This window comes from Cupriavidus numazuensis, assembly GCF_905397435.1.
In the GTDB taxonomy this organism is placed as follows: domain Bacteria; phylum Pseudomonadota; class Gammaproteobacteria; order Burkholderiales; family Burkholderiaceae; genus Cupriavidus; species Cupriavidus numazuensis.
On the sequence record NZ_CAJPVI010000021.1, the window covers coordinates 103780 to 124921 of the forward strand.

At 63.7% G+C, this 21142-nt stretch carries 19 protein-coding genes; 12 read left to right on the plus strand and 7 right to left on the minus strand.

What is annotated here, in order from left to right:
* Complete coding sequence (locus KHO41_RS18120; RefSeq protein ID WP_211954655.1) at positions 1-891, minus strand: DUF72 domain-containing protein; 891 nt, start codon at positions 889-891, stop codon at positions 1-3.
* 243 nt (positions 892-1134) lie between these two features.
* Between KHO41_RS18120 and KHO41_RS18125 the strand changes: the two genes are divergently transcribed.
* The 5 genes from KHO41_RS18125 (at position 1135) to KHO41_RS18145 (ending at position 9915) form a co-directional block, all read left to right on the plus strand.
* Complete coding sequence (locus KHO41_RS18125; protein ID WP_211954656.1) at positions 1135-2934, plus strand: methyl-accepting chemotaxis protein; 1800 nt, start codon at positions 1135-1137, stop codon at positions 2932-2934.
* Positions 2935-3167: 233 nt separating this feature from the next.
* Positions 3168-4622: a DUF3375 domain-containing protein gene (locus tag KHO41_RS18130; protein WP_211954657.1), complete on the plus strand. Its 1455-nt coding sequence runs from the start codon at positions 3168-3170 to the stop codon at positions 4620-4622.
* A complete protein-coding gene (locus KHO41_RS18135; protein WP_244873881.1) occupies positions 4612-5331 on the plus strand; it encodes a DUF4194 domain-containing protein in 720 nt (239 codons plus the stop codon). Before KHO41_RS18130 ends, KHO41_RS18135 begins: the two co-directional genes overlap by 11 nt.
* The gene (locus KHO41_RS18140) at positions 5324-8698 is read left to right on the plus strand and encodes an ATP-binding protein (RefSeq protein ID WP_211954658.1); all 3375 of its coding nucleotides are present in this window, start codon (positions 5324-5326) and stop codon (positions 8696-8698) included. The genes KHO41_RS18135 and KHO41_RS18140 overlap by 8 nt, the downstream gene beginning before the upstream one ends.
* Entirely contained in the window at positions 8695-9915 is a 1221-nt protein-coding gene (locus KHO41_RS18145; protein WP_211954659.1) for a DUF3322 domain-containing protein, read from the plus strand. The genes KHO41_RS18140 and KHO41_RS18145 overlap by 4 nt, the downstream gene beginning before the upstream one ends.
* On the opposite strand, the gene uraD is transcribed toward KHO41_RS18145, so the two are convergent.
* Positions 9866-10396: a 2-oxo-4-hydroxy-4-carboxy-5-ureidoimidazoline decarboxylase gene (gene uraD / locus KHO41_RS18150; RefSeq protein WP_211954660.1), complete on the minus strand. Its 531-nt coding sequence runs from the start codon at positions 10394-10396 to the stop codon at positions 9866-9868. The genes KHO41_RS18145 and uraD overlap by 50 nt on opposite strands.
* A 156-nt stretch (positions 10397-10552) precedes the next feature.
* Positions 10553-11500: a LysR family transcriptional regulator gene (locus tag KHO41_RS18155; protein ID WP_211954661.1), complete on the minus strand. Its 948-nt coding sequence runs from the start codon at positions 11498-11500 to the stop codon at positions 10553-10555.
* A 403-nt stretch (positions 11501-11903) separates the two neighbouring features.
* Here KHO41_RS18155 and KHO41_RS18160 point away from each other — a divergent pair, with 403 nt between their 5' ends.
* The 4 genes from KHO41_RS18160 to KHO41_RS18175 all read left to right on the plus strand — a co-directional run bounded on the left by KHO41_RS18160 (position 11904) and on the right by KHO41_RS18175 (position 15136).
* Positions 11904-13244, plus strand: a complete 1341-nt coding sequence (locus tag KHO41_RS18160) for an MFS transporter (RefSeq protein ID WP_211954662.1) — start codon at positions 11904-11906, stop codon at positions 13242-13244.
* A 1-nt stretch (position 13245) separates the two neighbouring features.
* Positions 13246-13752 carry a hydroxyisourate hydrolase gene (gene uraH / locus KHO41_RS18165; RefSeq protein ID WP_211954663.1) on the plus strand — a complete coding sequence of 169 codons (507 nt, stop codon included), beginning with the start codon at positions 13246-13248 and terminating at the stop codon, positions 13750-13752.
* Between the two features lie 31 nt (positions 13753-13783).
* Positions 13784-14119: a hydroxyisourate hydrolase gene (gene uraH / locus KHO41_RS18170; protein ID WP_211954664.1), complete on the plus strand. Its 336-nt coding sequence runs from the start codon at positions 13784-13786 to the stop codon at positions 14117-14119.
* Positions 14120-14386: 267 nt separating this feature from the next.
* Positions 14387-15136 carry a carbonic anhydrase gene (locus tag KHO41_RS18175; protein ID WP_211954665.1) on the plus strand — a complete coding sequence of 250 codons (750 nt, stop codon included), beginning with the start codon at positions 14387-14389 and terminating at the stop codon, positions 15134-15136.
* A 177-nt stretch (positions 15137-15313) separates the two neighbouring features.
* Here the strand turns inward: KHO41_RS18175 and KHO41_RS18180 are convergent, their stop codons facing one another.
* Positions 15314-15646: a nucleotide pyrophosphohydrolase gene (locus KHO41_RS18180; RefSeq protein WP_211954666.1), complete on the minus strand. Its 333-nt coding sequence runs from the start codon at positions 15644-15646 to the stop codon at positions 15314-15316.
* Between the two features lie 127 nt (positions 15647-15773).
* Here KHO41_RS18180 and KHO41_RS18185 point away from each other — a divergent pair, with 127 nt between their 5' ends.
* Positions 15774-16433 carry a methyltransferase family protein gene (locus tag KHO41_RS18185; protein ID WP_211954667.1) on the plus strand — a complete coding sequence of 220 codons (660 nt, stop codon included), beginning with the start codon at positions 15774-15776 and terminating at the stop codon, positions 16431-16433.
* A 255-nt stretch (positions 16434-16688) separates the two neighbouring features.
* The gene (locus KHO41_RS18190) at positions 16689-17807 is read left to right on the plus strand and encodes a helix-turn-helix transcriptional regulator (protein ID WP_211954668.1); all 1119 of its coding nucleotides are present in this window, start codon (positions 16689-16691) and stop codon (positions 17805-17807) included.
* Positions 17808-17841: 34 nt separating this feature from the next.
* On the opposite strand, the gene KHO41_RS18195 is transcribed toward KHO41_RS18190, so the two are convergent.
* On the minus strand, positions 17842-18540 hold the full coding sequence (locus tag KHO41_RS18195; protein ID WP_211954669.1) for a type 1 glutamine amidotransferase domain-containing protein: 699 nt from the start codon (positions 18538-18540) through the stop codon (positions 17842-17844).
* A 47-nt stretch (positions 18541-18587) separates the two neighbouring features.
* Between KHO41_RS18195 and KHO41_RS18200 the strand changes: the two genes are divergently transcribed.
* The gene (locus tag KHO41_RS18200) at positions 18588-18770 is read left to right on the plus strand and encodes a hypothetical protein (RefSeq protein ID WP_211954670.1); all 183 of its coding nucleotides are present in this window, start codon (positions 18588-18590) and stop codon (positions 18768-18770) included.
* Here KHO41_RS18200 and KHO41_RS18205 read toward each other — a convergent pair.
* Positions 18767-19642 carry a hypothetical protein gene (locus tag KHO41_RS18205; RefSeq protein ID WP_244873882.1) on the minus strand — a complete coding sequence of 292 codons (876 nt, stop codon included), beginning with the start codon at positions 19640-19642 and terminating at the stop codon, positions 18767-18769. The genes KHO41_RS18200 and KHO41_RS18205 overlap by 4 nt on opposite strands.
* A gap of 1 nt (position 19643) precedes the next feature.
* A complete protein-coding gene (locus KHO41_RS18210; protein ID WP_211954672.1) occupies positions 19644-21128 on the minus strand; it encodes a hypothetical protein in 1485 nt (494 codons plus the stop codon).
* Positions 21129-21142: the final 14 nt, after the last annotated feature.

Below are 21142 nucleotides of genomic sequence, written 5' to 3' on the forward strand. Positions count from 1 at the left end.
TCAGGCACGTTTCTTCGCGGAGGCCTTCGCCGGCACCTTCGCCGGTACCTGTTCCTGCGGTTCCCAGCCAAGGCGCGACAGCAATGCCTGCGCGGCCGCGGGGGCCCGCTCCTTGGCGCCGTTGATGAAGAAGATGAAGACTTCGCGCCGCTTGGCGGCCGGCTGCTTGTCCTCCAGCTGCTCCAGATTTGCCGGCGCCTTGCCCGCGGCCCACGTGCGCGCATGCTCGGCCCACGCGTCCAGCGCCTTTGGCCCGTAACCCGTTGTCAGCTTTTCGCTGCTGTCCATCAGGCGCGCGTAGACGAAGTCGCCGCTCAGGTCAGCCATCGATGGAAACTTGGGCGAGTCGGTGTAGACCGTCGCAGCCTTGTACTTGCGCGCCAGCTTCAGGTAGTCCGGCGACAGGAAGCTGTCATGCCGAACCTCCAGCACGTGGCGCAGCTTCACGCCCTCCACCGAATCGGGCAGCAACTGCAGGAAGGCTTCGAAGTCCTCGGCATCGAACTGCTTGGTTGGCGCGAACTGCCAGACCAGCGGGCCAAGCTTCGGGCCCAGCTCCGCAATGCCGCTGTCGATAAAGCGCGCGATCGACTCGCCCGATTCCGCCAGCACGCGGCGGTTGGTGGCAAAGCGCGACGCCTTCACAGAAAACACGAAATCATCGGGCGTCTCGTCGCGCCATTTGGCGAACGACGTGCGCTTCTGCGTGCCGTGATAGGTGCTGTTGATCTCGATGGCCGTCAGGTGGCGGCTCGCGTATTCGAGTTCGCGCGTCTGCGCGAGCCCGGCCGGATAGAAGTTGTCTCGCCACGGCGCGTAGGTCCATCCGCCGATGCCGACGCGTATCAACGGAGCCTTGCCTGAACCATCGTGCGATGTACGCGTTGCCATGCCGGTTCTCCACTGGGGGATTCGCTGGAGTCTATCTGCTTTCGGGGTGGAACAACCGGATCGAAATGCATCGCACTACAGACAATAGTCAGCCAAAAGCGACCAAAGATGCACGAAAAGTGGGGGATTTCCCAGATTCTGTGGGGTTGCGCTCAAGTCACGCACAAGGGCTCCGTATACAGCCACGTGGCCAACCCACACCCCTAAACGCCCCCAGTGAATCCCTACGAAGGATCCCATCTCATGTTCACAACCATCCGCGCCCGGATCATGGCCCTCTGCGTGGCCATTGTCGTAGTCGCCCTCGCGGTCAACGCGGCGCTCAGCCAGCTTGTCGCACGCCGCTATAACAACGAAGCCATCGACAGCAGCCTGACCGCCGTGCAGAACGGCCATGCTGCTGCCATCAACGACTGGGTCGCATCGCACAGCCAGATGATCAACTCGCTGCAGGATGCCGTGCTGCAGCCCGACCCTGATGCCGCACTCAGGCAGATCGCCGATGCCGGCGGATTCACCAACGTCTACGTCGGCTACGCGGACAAGACCGCCAAATTCTCGAACCCGACCGGCATCCCGCCCGGCTACGACCCCACCGGCCGCCCCTGGTACAAGCAGGCCGTGGGCGCCGGCAAGCCGGTGGTGACGCCGCCCTATGTCGATGCCGGCAGCGGCAAGCTGGTGGTCGCATTCTCCGTACCCATCGTGCGCGATGGTGGCGTGAAAGGCGTCGTCTCCGGCGACGTGGCCATGGACACTGTCATCGCCAACGTCAAGGCCATCCACCCGACGCCGGCCAGCTTCGGCATGCTGGTGTCGAAGAACGGCCTGATCGTCGCGCACCCCGACGACAAGCTCACGCTCAAGCCGGTGTCGGAACTGGTGCCCGCGCTCGGCGCAGACAAGCTCGCGGCGCTGCCGGGCGCCACGGAACCGCTTGAGGTCGAAGTCGCCGGCACCGCCAAGCTGCTGCGCGCACGCGAGATCCCGAACTCGGACTGGATGGTGATCGTCGCCCTCGACAAGTCGGAAGCCACCGCCGGCATGCGTTCGACGCTGATCGCCTCGATCGTCGCGCTGCTTGTGATTGCATGCGTGGCTGCAGCCGTGACCGGCGCCGTGACGGCTGTATCGTTCCGCCGCCTGTCGCAGATCCGCGACGCGATGCGCGCCATCGGCTCCGGCAGCGGCGACCTGACGCAACGCCTGCCCGCCAACGGCCGCGATGAAGTCGCGCAGATCGCCGTGGCGTTCAACACGTTCGCCGACAAGCTGTGCACCGTCATGCGCGACATCCGCGACACCAGCGAATCTGTGCGCGCCGCGTCCGAGGAAATCGCCGCCGGCAACATCGACCTGTCGCGCCGCACGGAAAGCGCCGCGGCCAGCCTTGAGCAGACCGCCGCGTCGATGGAAGAAATCACGGCCACGGTCTCGCAATCGGCCAACTCGGCTCAGCAGGCCAATGCATCGGTTGGCGCAGCGTCGCGCGTGGCCGAGAGCGGCGGCGTGGTGATCGGTGAAGTCATCAGCACCATGGGCGAGATCGAAAGCGCGTCGGTGCGCGTGTCGGACATCATCAACGTGATCGAAGGCATCGCGTTCCAGACCAACATCCTCGCGCTCAACGCGGCCGTGGAAGCCGCACGTGCCGGCGACCAGGGCCGCGGCTTCGCGGTGGTAGCGGGCGAAGTGCGCGCACTGGCGCAACGCAGCGCGCAGGCCGCCAAGGAAATCAAGACGTTGATTGAAACGACCGTAGGCAGCGTGACGACTGGCTCCGGCCAGGTGCAGCGTGCCGGCGAGACCATGCACGAGATCGTCAGCAACGTGTCGAAGGTGACGAGCATCATCTCCGAAATCACGCACGCCGCCATCGAGCAGACGCGCGGCATTCACGAAGTCAACAAGGCGGTGACGCAGCTTGACGAGATGGTGCAGCAGAACGCGGCGCTAGTGGAGCAGTCTACGGCTGCGGCGTCGGCGTTGCAGACGCAGGCGGCGAGCCTGGCGGGGGCGGTGGGACAGTTCAGGCTGGGATGACGCGAGGCCACACCCAGTCGGCGATACACCCGGCCGGAGCCTCCTTGTGGTCGCAGTCCTCGCCATGGCCGGCGAGCATCTCCCCTATCCCCCACCTGGAGGGACAGCGCGCGTGATCCCTGGCGTAAAATGCCAGCACACCCGCGCCTACGCCGCGCCGGCGTCTGTCGATCCCGGCCACCGCCCCGCTCGCGTTATCCGTGCGCCTGCTAATCCAGCCAGGGCCTTCAACGTTGAGCCTCGAATACGACACCCTCGAACGGCTGCGCCAGAGCCACCCGGCCTGGCGGCTGCTGCGTTCCGACCACGCGTCATTAGTGGCCTCCTTCCTGCACCGTGTATTTGTGGCACCAAACCTGCGGTCGATCAGCCAGCCCGACCTGGCGGAGGCGTTGGAAGACGAGCTATTCGCGCTGCGCGAGCGCCTTGGCCCCGATGCCTTCCCGAAGCCTGCGCTCGACTACCTGAACGACTGGGCCGCCAATGAAAAGGGTTGGCTGCGCAAGTTCTACCGCCAGGGCTCCGACGAACCGCAGTTCGATCTGACCGCCGCCACCGAGAAGGCGCTGGCATGGCTGGGTACGCTCGCGGAACGCAGCTTCGTCGGCACCGAGTCCCGCCTGCTGACCCTGTTCGACCTTCTCAAGCAGATGCACGACGGCACGCAGGCCGACCCGAAAGCCCGAATTGCCGAACTGCACAAGCGCCGGGACGAGATCGACGCCGAAATTTCGCGCGTTCTCGCCGGAGAGCTCGACCTCCTCGACGACACGGCACTGAAGGACCGGTTCCAGCAGTTCACGTCGCTGGCCCGCGAGCTGCTGACGGACTTCCGCGAGGTCGAGGACAACTTCCGCGCGCTCGATCGCCGCGTGCGCGAGCGCATCGCGCTGTGGGAAGGTTCCAAGGGTGCGCTGCTCGAGGAAATCATGGGCGAGCGCGACGCCATTGCCGATTCGGATCAGGGCCGCAGCTTCCGCGCTTTCTGGGACTTCCTGATGAGCAGTCGCCGCCAGGAAGAGCTGTCCACGCTGCTGGCGTACATCCTGGCGCTGCCGCCGGTCAGCGAACTCGGGCCCGACACCCGCCTGCGGCGCGTCCACTATGACTGGCTCGAGGCCGGCGAGCACACGCAGCGCACCGTCGCCCAGCTGTCCCAGCAGTTGCGCCGCTTTCTCGACGACAAGGCATGGCTGGAGAACCGGCGCATCATGGACCTGCTGCGCGGCATCGAGACCAAGGCACTCGGCCTGCGCGACGCGCCACCAGCCGGCAACATCATGGCAATGGCCGACACTGCTGTGGAACTGGAATTGCCCATGGAGCGGCCACTATTCACCCCCACCGTCAAGCCGCGCATCGCAGACGTGGACATCGAGGGCGGCGGCGCCGAGGTGGACGCAGGCTCCCTGTTCTCGCAGATCGTCGTGGACAAGGCACGGCTGATGGCCCATGTGCGGCAAGCGCTGCAGGGCCGCCAGCAGGTGACCCTGCAGGAGGTGTGCCGCATGCAGCCGCTCCAGCACGGGCTGGCGGAACTGGTGGCTTACCTGCAGCTTGCCAGCGATACCTTTGACACTGTCGTGGATGAAAACGCCACTGAAACCGTCCAATGGACCGTTGAGTCGCCAGAGGCTGGCACGCTTGTCAGGCAGGCCAAACTTCCCCGAGTTATCTTTGTCCGCTAACACTACGATGGAAGACCTCGAACTCACTGAAACCCCGGAGCCGAACCAGGCTGCGTCGAGAAACCCCGCCGATCCCGAGCTGTCCGCCGTCGTCATCCCGTTGCTCAAGGGCGTGCTCTACCGCGAAACGGATGCTGCGCCTTGGCATGCGCTGACCAGCCTCCAGACCACCGTGCGCGACTACGTCGCCGTACTGGGCCTGGAGCTTGTGCTCGACGAGGCCGAAGGCTATGCCTTCCTGCGCTCCAGGCCGGGTTCGGAAGACGATGACGACACGGCGCGCGTGCCGCGGTTGATCGCCAGACGACCACTGTCGTTTCCCGTCAGCCTGACGCTCGCGCTGCTGCGCAAGAAGCTGGCCGAGTTCGATGCCACCGGAGGCGATACCCGGCTGATCCTGACGCTGGACGAGATCGCCGAACTGCTGCGCGTCTTCCTGCCTGCGGGCACCAACGAAGCGCGGCTGATCGACCAGATCGAAAGCCACGTGAACAAGATCGTAGAGCTCGGCTTCCTGCGCCGTCTGAAACCGGGTGCCGGCCACGAGAACAACGTCACGGCGTACGAAGTGCAGCGGATCCTGAAAGCCTTTGTCGACGCCCAGTGGCTGTCGGAGTTCGATACACGCCTCGCTGCCTACCAGGTCTCCCTTTCCGGCGAGTCGGCCCGCGACGGCCGTGACAAGAAGGACAGTGCCAACGATGCATGACCCGACCTCCCTCTCACTCGACTTTGCCGAAGACGATGCACTGTCCGGCTTCCGCCTGCACAGGCTGGAGGTGTTCAACTGGGGCACCTTCGGCGAACGCGTCTGGGCGATCCACCCCGATGGCCGGAATGTACTGCTGACTGGCGATATCGGTTCTGGCAAGTCGACGCTGGTCGATGCGGTGACCACGCTGCTGGTGCCCGCACAACGCATCGCCTACAACAAGGCCGCCGGTGCGGAAAGCCGCGAACGCACGCTGCGCAGCTACGTGCTTGGCTATTACAAGTCCGAGCGCAACGAAACCACAGGCACCGCCCGGCCGGTAGCGCTGCGCGATCAGAACAGCTACTCCGTCATCCTTGGCGTGTTCCACAACGCCGGATATGACCAGACGGTCAGCCTGGCGCAGGTGTTCTGGATGAAGGAGCCGCACGGCCAGCCTGCGCGCTTCTATGTGGGCGCAGAGGGCGACCTGTCAATCGCGCGCGACTTCTCCCGTTTCGGCTCGGACATCACGGCGCTGCGCAAGAGGCTGCGCGGCCTGAAGGCCGAGATCTTCGACGGGTTTCCGCCGTACGGCGCATGGTTCCGCCGGCGCTTCGGCATCGAGAACGAACAGGCGCTGGAGCTGTTCCACCAGACCGTCTCGATGAAGTCCGTCGGCAATCTGACCGACTTCGTGCGCAGCCACATGCTCGAGCCGTTCGACGTGGCGCCGCGCATCGAGGCATTGCTCGGTCACTTCGATGACCTGGCCCGTGCGCACGAAGCCGTACTCAAGGCAAAGCGGCAAGAATTCATACTGACACCCTTGGTCGAAGATTGCGAACGGCATGCCACGCTGACGGCCGAGTCCGAACAACTGCGCGTCTGCCGAGACGCGCTGCGGCCCTACTTCGCCACGCTGAAACTGGGGCTGCTGGACAAGCGCATCGCCAACCTTGAGGAAGAGTGGGAAAAACAGAACGCGCATGTGAAGCGGCTCGAAGAACGCCGTTCTACCCAGCGCGGCGAGGAATCGGACCTGCGCCGGCAGATTGCGGAGAACGGCGGCGACCGCATCGAACGCCTTGCGGAATCCGTCCGCCTGCAGCAGGCCGAGCAGGCAAAGCGCACGGAGAAGTCGAAGCGTTATGCGCAGCTTCTGCATGAAGTTGGCGAGGGAGTGCCTGAGACCGAACCTGGCTTTCTCGCGCTGAAGAAGCGCTTCACGGCGCTGGCCGATGAATCCAGGGCGCGCGAGGCGGAAGTCGAGAATGTCCTCACTGAGCACGGCGTCTCGATGCGCCAGGGCAAGCAGCAGCACGACAGCCTGACAGAGGAAATCCGCAGCCTGAAGGCGCGCCGCAGCAACATCCCGAACGAACAAGTGATGATGCGCGCTGCACTGTGCCACGCGCTGGATATTGCCGAGGACGACATGCCGTTCGCCGGCGAATTGCTACAGGTCCGCGAGGAAGAGCGCGACTGGGAAGGGGCGGCGGAACGTCTGCTGCGAAACTTCGGCCTGTCGCTGCTGGTTCCGGACGAACTGTATCCGTCAGTGGCCGACTGGGTCGACCGCACGCATCTGAAGGGGCGCCTGGTGTACTTCCGCGTGCGCGAAGGCGGCAGGGCAACGCCCCAGGAGCTGCACCGCGATTCGCTCGTCCGGAAGCTCGCCTTCAAGCCCGATTCACCGTTCTACACGTGGCTGGAACGCGAAGTCTCCAACCGCTTTGACGTCGCATGCTGCGCCACGCACGAGCAGTTCCGGCGTGAAACCCGCGCCGTCACGCGGGCGGGGCAGATCAAGATGCCGGGTGAGCGGCATGAGAAGGATGATCGCCATCGGCTCGATGATCGCAGCCGCTATGTGCTCGGCTGGAGTAACGCAGAGAAGATTGCCACGCTCGAGGCTTCGGCCAGAACGCTGGCAAAGCAGCTTGGCGATCTTGCTGAACGTATCACCACGCTGACCACCGAACGCACCACGCTCAGGGAACGGCTGGCAGCGCTATCGCGCCTGGACATGTTCATCAGCTTCGAGGAAATCGACTGGCAGACACCGGCCAAGGAAGCCGCCCGGCTGGCCGAAGAAAAGCAGCGGCTGGAATCCGCCTCTGACATGCTGAGACAGCTTTCGGACCGGCTGAAGGAAGTCTCGGCGGCACTGGAAGACACCGAGCAGCAGCACGAAGACCATCGGGACAAGCGCTCCAAAGCAGAAGGCAGAAAAGCCGACGCGGAGGCGCTTCGGCAACAAGCGCAGGCAACGCTGGATGCCACTACCGACGTTGCGCAGCTTGTGCCAGTGGAAACGCTGGATGCCATGCGGGCAGAGACGCTCGGCGAGCACACGTTGACCGTCGAAGCCTGCGATGGCCGCGAGAGCGACATGCGAACCGCGCTGCAGGGCCGGCTCGATGCGGAACGCAAGAAGCTGGACCGCCTCAGCGAACGCATCGTCCAGGCCATGTCCGACTACAAGCAGGAATTCAAGCTGGAGACCAGCGAGATCGACGCCAGCGTGGCCGCGGGCTTTGAGTACCACAAGATGCTCGACAAGCTCAGGGCTGACGACCTGCCGCGCTTCGAAGCCCGTTTCAAGGAGCTGCTCAACGTCAACACCATCAACGAGATCGCGAACTTCAACGCGCAGCTCGGCAAGGAGCAGCAGACGATCCGGGAACGCGTGGAGCGGATCAACGAATCGCTCACGAAGATCGACTACAACCCGGGGCGCTACATCAAGCTGGAAGCGCAGCCCACGCCTGATGCGGAGGTCCGGGAATTCCAGTCAGACCTGCGTGCCTGCACCGAGGGCGCACTGACTGGCTCGGAAGACAGCCAATATTCGGAAGCAAAGTTCCTGCAGGTCAAGCGCATCATCGAACGCTTCCGCGGACGTGCCGGCCTGACCGATCAGGACCGCCGCTGGACCAGCAAAGTCACCGACGTGCGCAACTGGTTCTTCTTCGGCGCCAGCGAGCGGTGGCGTGAAGACGGCACCGAGCATGAGCACTATTCCGATTCGGGTGGCAAGTCTGGTGGCCAGAAGGAGAAGCTTGCCTACACTATTCTGGCTGCCAGCCTCGCTTACCAGTTCGGTCTCGAATGGGGTGCGGTGCGATCGCGCTCGTTCCGCTTTGTCGTGATCGATGAAGCCTTCGGACGCGGTTCGGATGAGTCGGCGCAGTACGGGCTGAAGCTTTTCGCGCAGCTCAATTTGCAACTGCTCATTGTCACGCCATTGCAGAAGATCCACATCATCGAGCCCTTTGTCTGCGGTGTTGCCTTTATCCAGAATGACGAAGGCCGCTCGTCGAAGGTGCGCAATCTGTCGATCGAGGAATACCGCGCAGAGAAAGCGAGGATGACCGGATGAACTGGACCCGTCCTGCTGATCTGCGCGCCCAGCTCCAAAAGCAATGGGACCGCGGCGCATTGCTTGCCGCTACAGTTTCCGGCGAATCGCAGTTCCCGCTGCGGCTGGCATTGCGCGGCCCAAGTTCGGCCGAGCTGACCTACAACTTCGAAGCGGCGCGCCGCTGGATCGCAGAACTCGCCGAGATGCCGCATTGCCGGCTGGAAATGCGCGAGTTCCGGCATCGCGTCTTTGGCGCCAATGCCGTGCCGGTGGCGGCATGGATCGACACGCTGGACGATGCGGCCAGGCTGCTTGGGAAGCGGCAGGAATTCAGCCGCTTTGCTGCCTTGTTGGCTTCAACACGTGAGCGCCAGCCTTTGCTGGTGCCGTGGCTGGCAAAGCGCCCGCTCCGCGCACTGGAACTGCATGATCAGTGGGCGCGGTTGCTGGACCTTGTGGGCTGGTTACAGGCACATCCGCGGCCGGGAATCTATCTGCGGCAGGTCGATCTCGCGGGAATTCACAGTAAGTTCGTCGAAGCCAATCGCGCCGTCCTGACGGAGTGGCTGGACTTGACCCTGCCATCGGATGCGATCGATCCGACATGTTCCGGCGTCGGCAAGTTTGCCGGCCGCTACGGGTTCCTGGACAAACCGCTGCGCGTGCGGTTTCGCATTCTGGACGACGCCAAAGCGATACTGCCCGGCATGAATGCGGGCACTGACGTCACGCTTGACGCGCAGAGCTTTGCGAGACTTAACCCTACCCTCACGAGAATCTTCATCACCGAGAACGAGATCAATTTTCTGGCATTCCCGCCATTCCCCGACAGTATGGTGATCTTTGGCAGCGGCTACGGCTTCAGCATGCTGGCCGATGTTGCGTGGCTGCAAGACTGCCGGATGCACTACTGGGGCGACATCGACACGCACGGCTTCGCCATCCTCGACCAGTTGCGCCACCTGTTCGGGCATGTGGACTCATTCCTGATGGACCGGGCCACCTTGATGGCGTTCCATGAGCAATGGAGCATGGAAGACACCCAACTGGTTCGCGACCTCGCGCGGCTGCGCCCCGACGAACAGGCACTCTACGACGACCTGCGGGGCAATCGCCTCGGGGGGCAAGTGCGCCTTGAGCAGGAGCGCATCGCGTTCGGTTCCGTAGAGGCCGCCATGCGATCGCTCAGCGATCCGTCAGAGCTGTCAGCCGCGCATTCAACCGCCCGCGCGTAATCGCCGCGATCTGCGCCAGCGCCTCTTCAAGCTCCACCGGCGTACTGCGATCGACGCGGCGCTCCAGCTGCGCAAAAATCCCCTCACGCGTGTAATGCCGCACGCAGATAATGAACGGGAAACCATGACGTGCGAGATACGCCGTGTTCATGCGATCGAGCGTGTCTTCCTGCTGTGCCGTCATCGCATCGAGACCCGCGCTCTTCTGCTCGGCGTTCGAATCCGCCGTCATCGTGCCCGCGCGGATGTTGGCGCCGGACAGCAGCGGGTGCAGGTTCAGGAAATCGCGCTGGCCCTTGTCGTCGAGCTTGCGCACCACGTCCATCATCGCCTCATGCAGCGCCGCCACCGAGGCAAACGGGCGCTGCGCCCAGGCCCCTGCCGCGGCCTGCGGAAAGTGTTCGAACACGCTGCCGAATACGCGCGCAAAGCCCGCCTGGTCCAGCGCGTTGACCGGCGCGAGATCGATTGACTGTGACATGGACTGCTCTCCCGTAAGGCCCGCCGCGTTGGCAAGGCGTGGACGTTGTGGACGTTGTGGACGTTGAATACGGGCCGAGTATAGGAAGCACCCACGGCAGCGGCGAGGCCCGCTGCCCTATAGGTCGCATAACAGAATCCGATATTGCCGCGCGCGCTACGTGCGCTGCATGTCGCGCAGATCCCGCAATTCCTGCGACGCCGCCGTCAGCATGCCGCGCAGCCACATGTGCGCGGCCGAGCGGTGCCGCGATGGATGCCAGAGCTGATAGAAGCGCATGAACGGGAACTCGATCGGCGGCCTGAGCACCGCCAGCGGTACGTGTTGTGCGTGATAGTTGGCAAAGTGGCGGCCCGTGGTCAGGATCAGGTCGGTGCCGGGTATCAGGCTCGGCGCGAGATTGAAGTACGGGCAGCTCACACGATTGTCGCGGTGCACGCGCATCGTGCTGAGCCCCGAGTCGACGAGCCCGCGCTGGTCGCGCGAATAGGGCGTGGGCACGATATGCGCGGCGCCAAGGTAAGCCTGTGGCGTGAACTTGCCGGGCTGGTTGTGCACGCTGTCCGGCGCGACCACGCAGACCACTTCGTCCTCAAGCAATACCGATAGGTGCAGGTGCTCCGGCGGGTTGGGCCAGTTGCCGATGACGATGTCCGCGGCGCCTTCCGACAAGGCCTGTTCATAGTCGAACGTCGCGCTCAGCGGCACGGCCGCCAGACGCGCATGCGGCGCAGCGCGGCGGAATTCGCGGACCACGTGCGCGAAGAACGGCGGCGCCAGATAGTCCGGCATCGCCACGGTAAAGCTCTGTTCGGTCGTGGCGGGATCGAAGCGGTCGTCCGAGACCAGAAGGTTGTCGAGCGCGCTGAGTGCGGCCTGTGCGTTGCGCGCGAGTTGCAACGCGCGGTCGGTCGGCACCATCACGTTCTTCTCGCGCGTGAGCAGCGGGTCGTTGAAGATGGCGCGCAGCCGCTTGAGCGCCGAACTGATCGCGGGCTGCGACTGATTCAAGCGGATTGCCGTGCGCGAGACGCTCTGCTCGGCAATCAGGATGCACAGCACGCGCAGCAGATAAGTATCGAAGGGGTCGTCGGCGCGGATCATGGTGAAGTCCTGTGCGAGGATGGCGCCCGGGTGTAGCCGGCGGCGCAATCGCCGCGCTGCCGTGTCCGCCAATGCCGACTTTGTAGCGTGTCGCGCACCGCAGGGCAACGCGGTCGAACCCGCATACCGTGGCAAGCCAGCGAATTCGCTGTCCGCTTAACAGTCCGGCAACCAGCGGGCTAGGGTAATCCATAGGTCCGGAAGCGGGCCCCGCGAACTCCCGCAAACCCGCTCTCCATAAGGCTTTCCACCCCATATTGATGCTGCTATAGAGCCTATACCAGCACTCCCGTTCCGCCTTGTCTGGGCGTTCCTATACTTGCTTCCAACCAAACGGACGGCGGCCGCCGGACCACCTTCGGGGCCCCGGCCGCACGATGCAACCGACCAGACAGGAGACACCATGTCCATCACGAAACAAGGCGTGCCGATCTTCGCCGGCACCGCGGACGACGCGGAAGCCAGCGTCTACCGCAAGGTGTCCTGGCGCCTGCTGCCCTTCCTGGGCGTGCTGTGGGTGCTGGCATGGCTGGACCGCGTGAACATCGGCTTTGCCAAGCTGCAGATGCTCGATGCGCTGCAGTTCAGCGAGGCGGTGTACGGGCTCGGCGCCGGCATCTTCTTCATCGGCTACTTCCTGTTCGAAGTGCCGTCGAACATGCTGCTGCAGAAGATCGGCGCGAAGAAGACCATCATGCGCATCACCATCTGCTGGGGCGTGATCTGCATGCTGCAGACCTATGTCACCACGCCCACGCAGTTCTACATCCTGCGCTTCCTGCTCGGCGCGTTCGAAGCGGGCTTTTATCCGGGCGTGATCCTGTATCTCACGTACTGGTACCCGTCCGAGCGGCGCGCCAGGGCGTTCGGCACGTTCATGTCGGCGTCGGCCATCGCCGGCGTGCTCGGTGGCCCGCTGGCCGGCTGGATCATGACGTCGATGAGCGGTGTGCATGGCATGCACGGCTGGCAGTGGCTGTTCGTCATCGAAGGCATCCCGTCGGTGCTGGCCGGTGTCTTCGCATGGTTCTACATGACCGACAAGCCCGAGCAAGCGCAATGGCTGACTGATGGCGAGAAGCGCGTGGTACTCGACGCGCTCAAGCGTGACAATGCCGCCATGGGCGAGCGTGGCCACGACTGGCGCAGCGTCTTCACCAACCCCAAGGTGTGGCTGCTGATCGCGATCTACTTCTGCCTGCTGTGCGCGAATTCCACGCTGACGTTCTGGATCCCCACCATCATCAAGGACGTCGGCTTCACCACGCCGATGGCCGTGGGCTGGATCGCAGCAGTGGCCTACCTGTGCGGCGCCATCGGCATGATCGCCAACGGTGCGCACTCCGACCGCCGCAATGAAGTGCGCTGGCATTTCAGCGGCGCGGCGCTGACGGGCGGCGTGACGATGGCCCTGCTGGCCTTGCTGCTCGGCATGAATGCGCTGTCGCCGGTCATCGCCCTGCTCGCCATGACCGCCGCACTGGTCGGCACCATGAGCGCGATTCCCGTGTTCTGGCAGCTGCCCAACCGCTACCTGGCGGGCAGTGCCGCGGCAGTGGGCGTGGCGCTCATCAACTCGGTCTCCAACCTCGCCGGCTTCGGTGCGCCGTACGTGATGGGGCTGATCAAGACCTCGACCGGCAAGGTCAACACCGGCCTGTACATCGTGGCCGTCATCGAGATCCTGGCTGCGGTGCTGGTCGTGGTCGGCATCCGCCAACTCCGCAACAAGCGCGAGGCCTGATATGCGCAACGATCAAGACCCGGATTTCGACGCCAGCCGCCGCCGCTTCGCGCTGCAATCGCTCACGCTGGGCGGCGGCGCCCTGCTGGCCGGCAGCGCACTGGCCGAGACCGCGCCCAACCAGACCACCGGCCCCGTGCAGCAAGGCGGCCTGAGCCCGCGCCTGACCATGCATGCGCTCGACACCTGGCACGGCACGCCGGCCGCCGGCATGCGCGTGGACATGTATCGCGTCGACAACGGCCAGCCGCGCCATCTGCAGACTGTCACGCTCGCCGCCAATGGCCGCAGCGAACCGCCGCTTCTGATTGGCGACACGTATCGCACCGGCACCTATGAACTGTTGCTGCACGTCGACGAGTACTTCGCCGCGCGCAAGGCCAATCTGCCGCAGCCGCTGTTCCTGTCGAAGATCCCGCTGCGATTCCGCGTGACGGACGCGAGCCAGCGCATCCACCTGCCCGTGCTGTTCGGGCCGTGGAGCTACAACTACTACCGCGGCAGCTGATGCCGGCGGCTTGCTGACAAGGAGACCGATCATGGCAGGCATCAGCACCCACGTACTCGACGTATCGCTTGGCAAGCCCATTGCGGGCATGCAGATCGAACTGTTCGACATGGGCACGCAACCCCCGAAGCTTATCGCCCGCGCGCGGACCAACAGCGACGGGCGTACCGACGCTCCGATGTTGCCCGCCACGCAGGCGCGCACTGGCAACTTCGAGTTGCGCTTCTGGGTCGCGGATTACTTCAAGACACCCGATGTATTCGCGGACATCGTGCCCGTGCGCTTCACCATCGCCGATGCGGCACAGCACTACCACGTGCCCCTTCTCTGTTCGCCGTGGAGCTTCGGCACCTATCGCGGCAGTTGATTCCTTCGTGGTATTTGCGTGCGCATCGTGCGCCCGGGCGGCCCAGTGAGGCCGCCCGTTTTGTTTGTGGCACCTCATTCATATCGCCGTCATGGTCACTGCCAGGCACGCCAATATCGCCCGCTACACTTGCGCAGTCCAATGAGACGGTTTGATGCAGTCTGCCGGTCAACGACAGTCCGCCGGCAGCGTTCCGGAGCCATGGGCATGGCGCGCCCAGCGCGCGGCCTGCCGCCCATCCCGCACAACCTCAACGATGACAATCAAATGAAGACACGCATTGCGTTTGCAGCATTGGGCACACTGTTCTGCACGGCACTCGCCAGCGCCGCCGAACATCCTCACTGGACCTACCAGGGCAAGACCGGCGCGAGCCACTGGGCCGGTCTCGAAGCCGACTACGCCGTATGCGGCACCGGGCAGCGCCAGTCGCCGATCAACATCGAAACGCGCAAGGTGACCGGCACCACGGCACAAGCTGTGAGCCTGTCGTATGCGCCGGCCAGCGCAGAGGTGATCAACAACGGCCACACCATCCAGGTCGAGCCGGCAAGCGGCGGCGCGCTCACCATCGACGGCGTCGAATACAAGCTCGCGCAGTTCCACTTCCACACGCCGAGCGAAGAGAGAATCGACGGCAAGTCCTATCCGCTGGTGGCCCACCTTGTGCACAAGAGCGCGGACGGCAAGCTTGCGGTGATCGCCGTGCTGTTCCGCACGGGCAAGACCAATGCCGCCTTGCAACCCGTGTTCGCGGCGCTGCCGGGCAAGGCAGGTGACAAGCATGCGGTCGATGGCACGATCGATGTCGGCGCGCTGCTGCCCGCCAACCGCGACAACTACACGTTCATCGGCTCGCTGACCACGCCGCCTTGCAGCGAAGACGTCCGTTGGGTCGTGATGAAGACGCCCGTGTCGATCTCGCAGAAGCAGCTTGCCGCGTTCAGGAAGCTGTACAAGATGAATGCGCGGCCGGTGCAGGCCGTGAATGGGCGGGAGATCCAGGCCGGGAAATAGCGGGGAACGAGGCAACAGACCGCGGTTGGCACGCCGATTCGCCGCATAACTTGCGGCGAATCGGCGGTCAATCTCCGCAATGGGTATATGCTCGACTTATTTTTTCAGTTCGAAATAAGCGCAATAACATCAATTCCGCTTATAGACTGCCCCCCGCCGCCAAATCCCGCAACATGGTCAGGAGTCGCCCTTTTTCACCGGATACTTCCTCGCATTCATCTCCATCTTCGCCCGCACCGCCGCATCGAGATCCACGCCCAGCGCCGTCACCAACTGCGTCAGGTAGATGGTGATATCCGCCAGTTCCTGCTCCACATGCTCGCGTTCATCCGTGGACATGATGCCGCGCGACTGCTCCTCGGTCTGCCACTGGAAGATTTCCACGAGTTCGGCCACTTCCACGCTCAGCGCCATGGCCAGGTTCTTGGGGCTGTGATACTTGCCCCAGCCGCGCGCCTCGCCGAAATCGATGGCGGCTTGCTGGAGGTTCTTGAGATCGATGAGAGGCATGGCTGACAAGCTGGGAAATGCGCAAAGAACCGTATTGAACCATGCCGGCACGCCCAGCCCCTCGCGCAACCTCCGCCACAACGCGCTAGGCTATCGAATGTGAACCACCCTGCAGGCGGAGGCTTCCATGCGCACCACACCCGGCATGGCATTTTTCACGCTCGCTGGCACCCTTGCCTACCTTGCGCTGCCGATTCTCGGCTGGGGCGGCATCGGGCCCTTCTTCGCGCATCCCGCCCGCACGGCGCTGGCCGTGGTGACGATGGCGCTGGCCATCGCCGCCATCTTCTCGGGCGGCAATATCAGCAGCGGCGAACGCGAAGACCGTGGCAACCGCTGGGTCCTGGCCGCATTTGGCGTGCTCGGCCTGCTCTCCGGCTTTGTGCCGGCCTGGAATGACCGCATCGGTTTCTGGACCATCGATGGCGATGCCATGCGCTGGTTCGGCGTCGTCCTGTATGCGGCCGGCGGTGTGCTGCGGCTGGTGCCGGTGTTCATCCTGGGCAGGCGCTTCAGCGGACTGGTGGCAATTCAGCCCGGACATACGCTGGTCACGACCGGTCTCTATGGCGTGATCCGCCATCCGAGCTACCTCGGCCTTGTCGTGAGTTCACTGGGATGGGTACTCGGATTCCGTTCAGGCGTGGGCGCCGTGCTGACGTTGCTGATGATCCCGCCGCTCGTGGCACGTATCCACGCCGAAGAGGCGTTACTGCATTCGCAGTTTGGCGCCGAGTATGACGCGTATCGCGCCAGGACCTGGAAAATGCTGCCGGGCTTGTACTGAGGCAACGCGCAGCAAGATCGTGGCAAATCGATCGCATGGCCTTGTCTGTTCGGCCCCTTGCAATCCATTGCTGCACATTGTGATACATCGATCATGCGCGATGATCGTTTGAGGAATATCGACACCCAACTTAAGCAGGGGTGCGACAACGCTGCGAAATGCCTGTGATAGCCTGCGCAAAAACAAAGCGCTAAAAGAAATCGAAATAGCAGGCGGGCATCAAGCGGAAATCCACGCTCAGGGGACGAGGGCATCTTGTCAGGCGATCATCTCATCGGGGACCTTTACGAGTCAGCGGCTCAGCGCGACGGCTTTCTCGAGGTATTTCAGACTGTCGCCGAAGCATTGGGGGCGAATGTCTTCCATATGTTCAGCTGGGACTCCCTGCGTAATGCACCGCGACTCTCCATCTATACGCCCGATGTCAGATGGGACGAGGTCATCGAGCGCTACGACCAGTACTATGGCGCCCTGGATCCGCGACGCCAGTTTGTCGAGCAGGCAAAGGTTGGCCAACTGGTCTTTTGCGATGAACACCTGACTGAACGGGACATCGCGCGCAGCGAGTTCTTTCAGGATTATCAGATTCCTTCCGGCGTGCGCTACCTGATGGGTGCGCGCCTGGCCCGTCCAGACAGCGACGATATTCTGCTGGGCATGCTCCGTGCACCGGACCGGCCGCCCTACACCGCCGAAGAGCGTGCCGCGGCAAACAGCATGGTCGGCCACATGCAGCGCTCGATCAATCTGTGGCAGGACACCCGCATCCTGCATCGCGACGCCGCACTTGGCACCGAGTTGATGGAACAGCTCGGCCTTGCCGTCTTCGCGCTGGACCGGCATTCGCGCGTTGTCTTTACCAACGCGGCAGCCGAGAGCATGCTGCGCCAAACCCACTGCGTCAGACTGCGGCACGGTCGCCTGACCGCGGTGCACGCAGACCAGGATGCCACGCTGCAGAAGACAATCCGGCACGTCGCGAAGACCCGCCAGGGTGTCAGCCTGGCGCTGCGCCCCGCAACAGGCGCGCCGCCGGATGTGTTCCTCAACGTCACCTTCATCCCGGGCCAGGAAGCGCGCGCGGTGTTTGGCGATGCAGCGGTTCTCGTCACCGCCAGACAGCGCGGATCGGAGCCACTGGTGACCGCCAGACAGCTGCAGCAGGCCTTCGGCTTGTCGACAGCGGAGGCCGCCGTTGCGCAGGCGCTGATTGCCGGCAAGGCGCCTGACGAATACGCGGCTACGGCAGGCGTCTCGGTCAACACCGTTCGCACCCAGCTGCGCGCCATCTACGACAAGACCAGCACGCGTTCCAAGACCGAGGCGGTCAGCACGATGCTGTGGTTATTGTCGCAACGGTCGCCTGATCGATAGACGTCCGGCAATGCGACGCATGGTCCGGCGTCGATCAGCTGTTCCTGCTTTCGCGATGCTTCAGCATCGTGAGCAGCGCATTGGCTGCGGGATCCGAAGACGCCGGATTCTGCCCGGTAATCAGCAGGCCATCCGTCACCACATACGGCTGCCAGTCGCCGGCCTTGGAGTAGCTCGCGCCGTTGGCCTTCAGCATGTCTTCCACGAGGAACGGAACCACGTCGGTCAGGCCCACTGCCTGCTCCTCGCTATTGGTGAAGCCCGTCACGTTCTTGCCCTTGACCAGCGGGCTGCCGTCCTGGGCTTTCACATGGCGCAGTACACCGGGCGCATGGCAGACCAGTGCAACCGGTTTGCCGCTGGCAAACGTCGCTTCAATCAGCGCTTTGGAATTCGCATCCTCCGCCAGGTCCCACATCGGACCGTGGCCGCCCGGATAGAACACGGCGTCGTAGTCGCCGGCCGATACATCGGAAAGCTTTTGCGTCGATGACAAGTCGGCCTTTGCATCGGCATCGGCCTCGAAGCGGCGCGTGGCGGGCGTCTGGAACGAGGGATCGTTGCTCTTCGGGTCGAGTGGCGGTTGGCCACCTTTCACCGATGCCAGCGTGACGTTGACGCCGGCATCCTTGAGCACGTAGTACGGTGCGGCAAGTTCCTCGAGCCAGAAGCCGGTTTTCTCGCCGGTGTTGCCGAGCTGGTCGTGGGAGGTGAGGACGATCAGGACTTTCATGGCGGGTCTCCTGAGAGCGTGGGCGGTATGTCCGTCGGGGGCGGGCCATGGCATCGTCGGATGTGATGCCGAAGGTCACTATCGTTGGCCGCGCCCGTATCGATATGCAGCCTGCAGCCGGGGAATGGCTCCACGGCAGGTGGACCTTGGTAAGCATGGTGCATGACACCTGCAAAATCAAAGAACAACGCCGCCCGCAGGCGGCGTTTGCGACGCTCGCGGCAGGCTAGCGAATTGGCGTCAGCAATGCGGGCGCCCCAAATCCCGCCAACCTGGCATTGCTTCGCTCAAAGAACCCATCCCAGAATGTCCGAAGCGCCTCAACGCTCTGCGGCGAACGGTACGAGGCCGCCGCGTTCCTCGCGCCCTTCGGTTCCGGAACGATGCCCGCGCCCATCACATAGATGGACGCGCCGCCAAAATCCGCCCGCAGATTGGCTTTCTCGACCTTGCGCAGTTCTTGCGTGGCATCGATCTGCCGCATGCGTTCCTGGCTGTAGAAGCTGGAGATCGACGAATTTTCCAGCATGTCCGAGACGATCAGCACCGTCTTCTGCTGCGCCGCCACGTCCCGCACTACCTGCGATACCGCGGCAACGCTTGCCAGGACATCGGATCGCGCCAACGCTTCACTGGTACCTTGCAGCGCTTCCCGCACTGACTCAGCCACCAGCTTCGTCCCGTATGCGTATTGCGACTTCAGGCATGCATCAAAGCTCTTCAGCGTTTTGACCGCGGTGGCGTCGCGGATGGACTGGTCCGTCAACGGCACCTCCAGCATCCCGGCCGTCAACTGCTGCAGATAGCGCCCTTGCGCATACGCCGAGAAGCTGTAGACACGGAACGTCGTGCCCGGACGCAGCAGGCTCTGGAGGTGCCGGCCCAGTTCCGCGACCAGCTTGTCGTCAAGCACCGTGGTCTGGTCGATCATCACGAACACAGCGCGTTCCGACGCTGTCGGCCTGGCAAGCTGGTTGGCGGCGTAGCAACTCGGCATGTCCTGTGCGGCGAATGCGGACCCGCAAAGCGTGGCGGCGGCGGCCGCAACCGCAAGCCACGCGACGCACCGCTTGCCGAGGCCGGTGGCACGTGAGGCAGCCATATCAGAGCAGGGCTTCAAGGCGTGCACGTTCGGCCTCCTTGTTGCGTTCTTCTTCGTCTTTGCGGGCCTGCTCCTGCGCTGCCTTGCGTTCGGCAAGACGTGCAGTGACTTCATTGCGGACACTGTCCGGCAAGTCCTGCAGCAGCGCCACGGCATCCGCCTTGCGGCCTTCGGCTGTCATGGCGTCGATACGCGCAAGCACGCTGGCCGCGTCCATCGCGGGCTGGCTCTGCGCAGCAGGGGCGATGTCCGCCTGCGGCGCGTTGCGGGCTGCCGCCACGCGCGTGCGCGACTCACGCGATTCCATCAGGTAGTCATCAAACGTGTGTTCCAGCCGGAGCCCGTCGTTGGCGCGACGCTCGCTCATCTTCTGCTGCAGCGTCTGCAGCTTCGATTGCGCCACCTGCATCAGCGGCGTGAAGAACGCCAGGTAGTCGTCATAGGTGGAAAAGCCGCGCGTACCGCGATAGGCGGCCTTGCTTTCCTTTCCTGCAAATCCCCATTTGTATCCGCCGGCAATGCCGACCAGCTGCGTAATCGCAAAGATGAACGCGAGCATCAGGAACGCGGCGAGACCTTCGTCGGTATAAGCAGAGCGACCATCGGCCTTGGCCTTGTCGTCAGCCTTCTGCTGTTCCTGCATCAGCTCTGGAGGCAATGCCTGGCCAAGCTTGTCGAACGGATTGCCAGCGCTCGGCCCTTCCGCAACCAGCGCGGTCTGCGCCGTACGCTCGGCCTCCAGATGCTTGACGCGCATCACCGTTGAGAGGACCGATACAAACACGATAATCACCACCGCCACACCAACCATGAAGTAGCTGCGGCTGGTGCCGACGCGGTTCACGCACTGCTTGTATTCCGGCTCGGCGTCATCCTTGTTCTGCGGGTCGTTCAGCTTGACGTTGTGGCTGGCAAATTTTCCGGGCTGCCCTTCTCCACGCCACTCCGAGTCCGCCTTGGCGATCAGGTTGCTGCGATAGAGCTGGTGGCCAGCGCTGTGCATCACGAACACGAAGATGACGCACAGCACGAACACGATGGCCCACATCAGCAACTGTCGTGCGTTCTCGCTGCCGCCTTCTCCGGCCATCCACGTGCCCAGCATGTACGAGAAGCCAAGGCCCTCCGCCAGCACCAGCACGCACAGCAGCCCCATCATCCAGCCCGGCGTCGGGGAACGGCCCAGATCGTGTGCCTTGGAGAGATAGTTCAGGCGCTTGTTGAACTCGTCCTCGGTGGTGAAGTGAATGAACTGCTTATAGTCGTCGCACAGCGTACGTTCCGACAACGTCCAGGACTTGTCTTTGGCATAGCGCGTGGTATCGCGCGACAGCCGCGCGATCTTGCCGATCAGCGGCAAGCCGTACCACAGGTTCATCCATGCGAAGTCGATCCGAAACTTGTTGCCGAGATACACAATCAGCAACACAGCAAGTGCGAGCGCCGAGTTCAGCGCCGCGAGGTTATCGTTGATCCAGTGACTCATCGTCTTGTTCTTGG

What these genes read in the sequence shown, in the direction of transcription:
- KHO41_RS18210 (WP_211954672.1), bottom strand. Translation starts at nt 21,128, where the DNA reads ATGAGTCACTGGATCAACGATAACCTCGCGGCGCTGAACTCGGCGCTC.
- KHO41_RS18200 (WP_211954670.1), top strand. Translation starts at nt 18,588, where the DNA reads ATGGCATCGTCGGATGTGATGCCGAAGGTCACTATCGTTGGCCGCGCC.
- KHO41_RS18175 (WP_211954665.1), top strand. Translation starts at nt 14,387, where the DNA reads ATGAAGACACGCATTGCGTTTGCAGCATTGGGCACACTGTTCTGCACG.
- KHO41_RS18195 (WP_211954669.1), bottom strand. Translation starts at nt 18,540, where the DNA reads ATGAAAGTCCTGATCGTCCTCACCTCCCACGACCAGCTCGGCAACACC.
- KHO41_RS18145 (WP_211954659.1), top strand. Translation starts at nt 8,695, where the DNA reads ATGAACTGGACCCGTCCTGCTGATCTGCGCGCCCAGCTCCAAAAGCAA.
- uraD (WP_211954660.1), bottom strand. Translation starts at nt 10,396, where the DNA reads ATGTCACAGTCAATCGATCTCGCGCCGGTCAACGCGCTGGACCAGGCG.
- KHO41_RS18125 (WP_211954656.1), top strand. Translation starts at nt 1,135, where the DNA reads ATGTTCACAACCATCCGCGCCCGGATCATGGCCCTCTGCGTGGCCATT.
- KHO41_RS18185 (WP_211954667.1), top strand. Translation starts at nt 15,774, where the DNA reads ATGCGCACCACACCCGGCATGGCATTTTTCACGCTCGCTGGCACCCTT.
- KHO41_RS18155 (WP_211954661.1), bottom strand. Translation starts at nt 11,500, where the DNA reads ATGATCCGCGCCGACGACCCCTTCGATACTTATCTGCTGCGCGTGCTG.
- uraH (WP_211954664.1), top strand. Translation starts at nt 13,784, where the DNA reads ATGGCAGGCATCAGCACCCACGTACTCGACGTATCGCTTGGCAAGCCC.
- KHO41_RS18140 (WP_211954658.1), top strand. Translation starts at nt 5,324, where the DNA reads ATGCATGACCCGACCTCCCTCTCACTCGACTTTGCCGAAGACGATGCA.
- KHO41_RS18160 (WP_211954662.1), top strand. Translation starts at nt 11,904, where the DNA reads ATGTCCATCACGAAACAAGGCGTGCCGATCTTCGCCGGCACCGCGGAC.
- uraH (WP_211954663.1), top strand. Translation starts at nt 13,246, where the DNA reads ATGCGCAACGATCAAGACCCGGATTTCGACGCCAGCCGCCGCCGCTTC.
- KHO41_RS18180 (WP_211954666.1), bottom strand. Translation starts at nt 15,646, where the DNA reads ATGCCTCTCATCGATCTCAAGAACCTCCAGCAAGCCGCCATCGATTTC.
- KHO41_RS18205 (WP_244873882.1), bottom strand. Translation starts at nt 19,642, where the DNA reads ATGGCTGCCTCACGTGCCACCGGCCTCGGCAAGCGGTGCGTCGCGTGG.
- KHO41_RS18120 (WP_211954655.1), bottom strand. Translation starts at nt 891, where the DNA reads ATGGCAACGCGTACATCGCACGATGGTTCAGGCAAGGCTCCGTTGATA.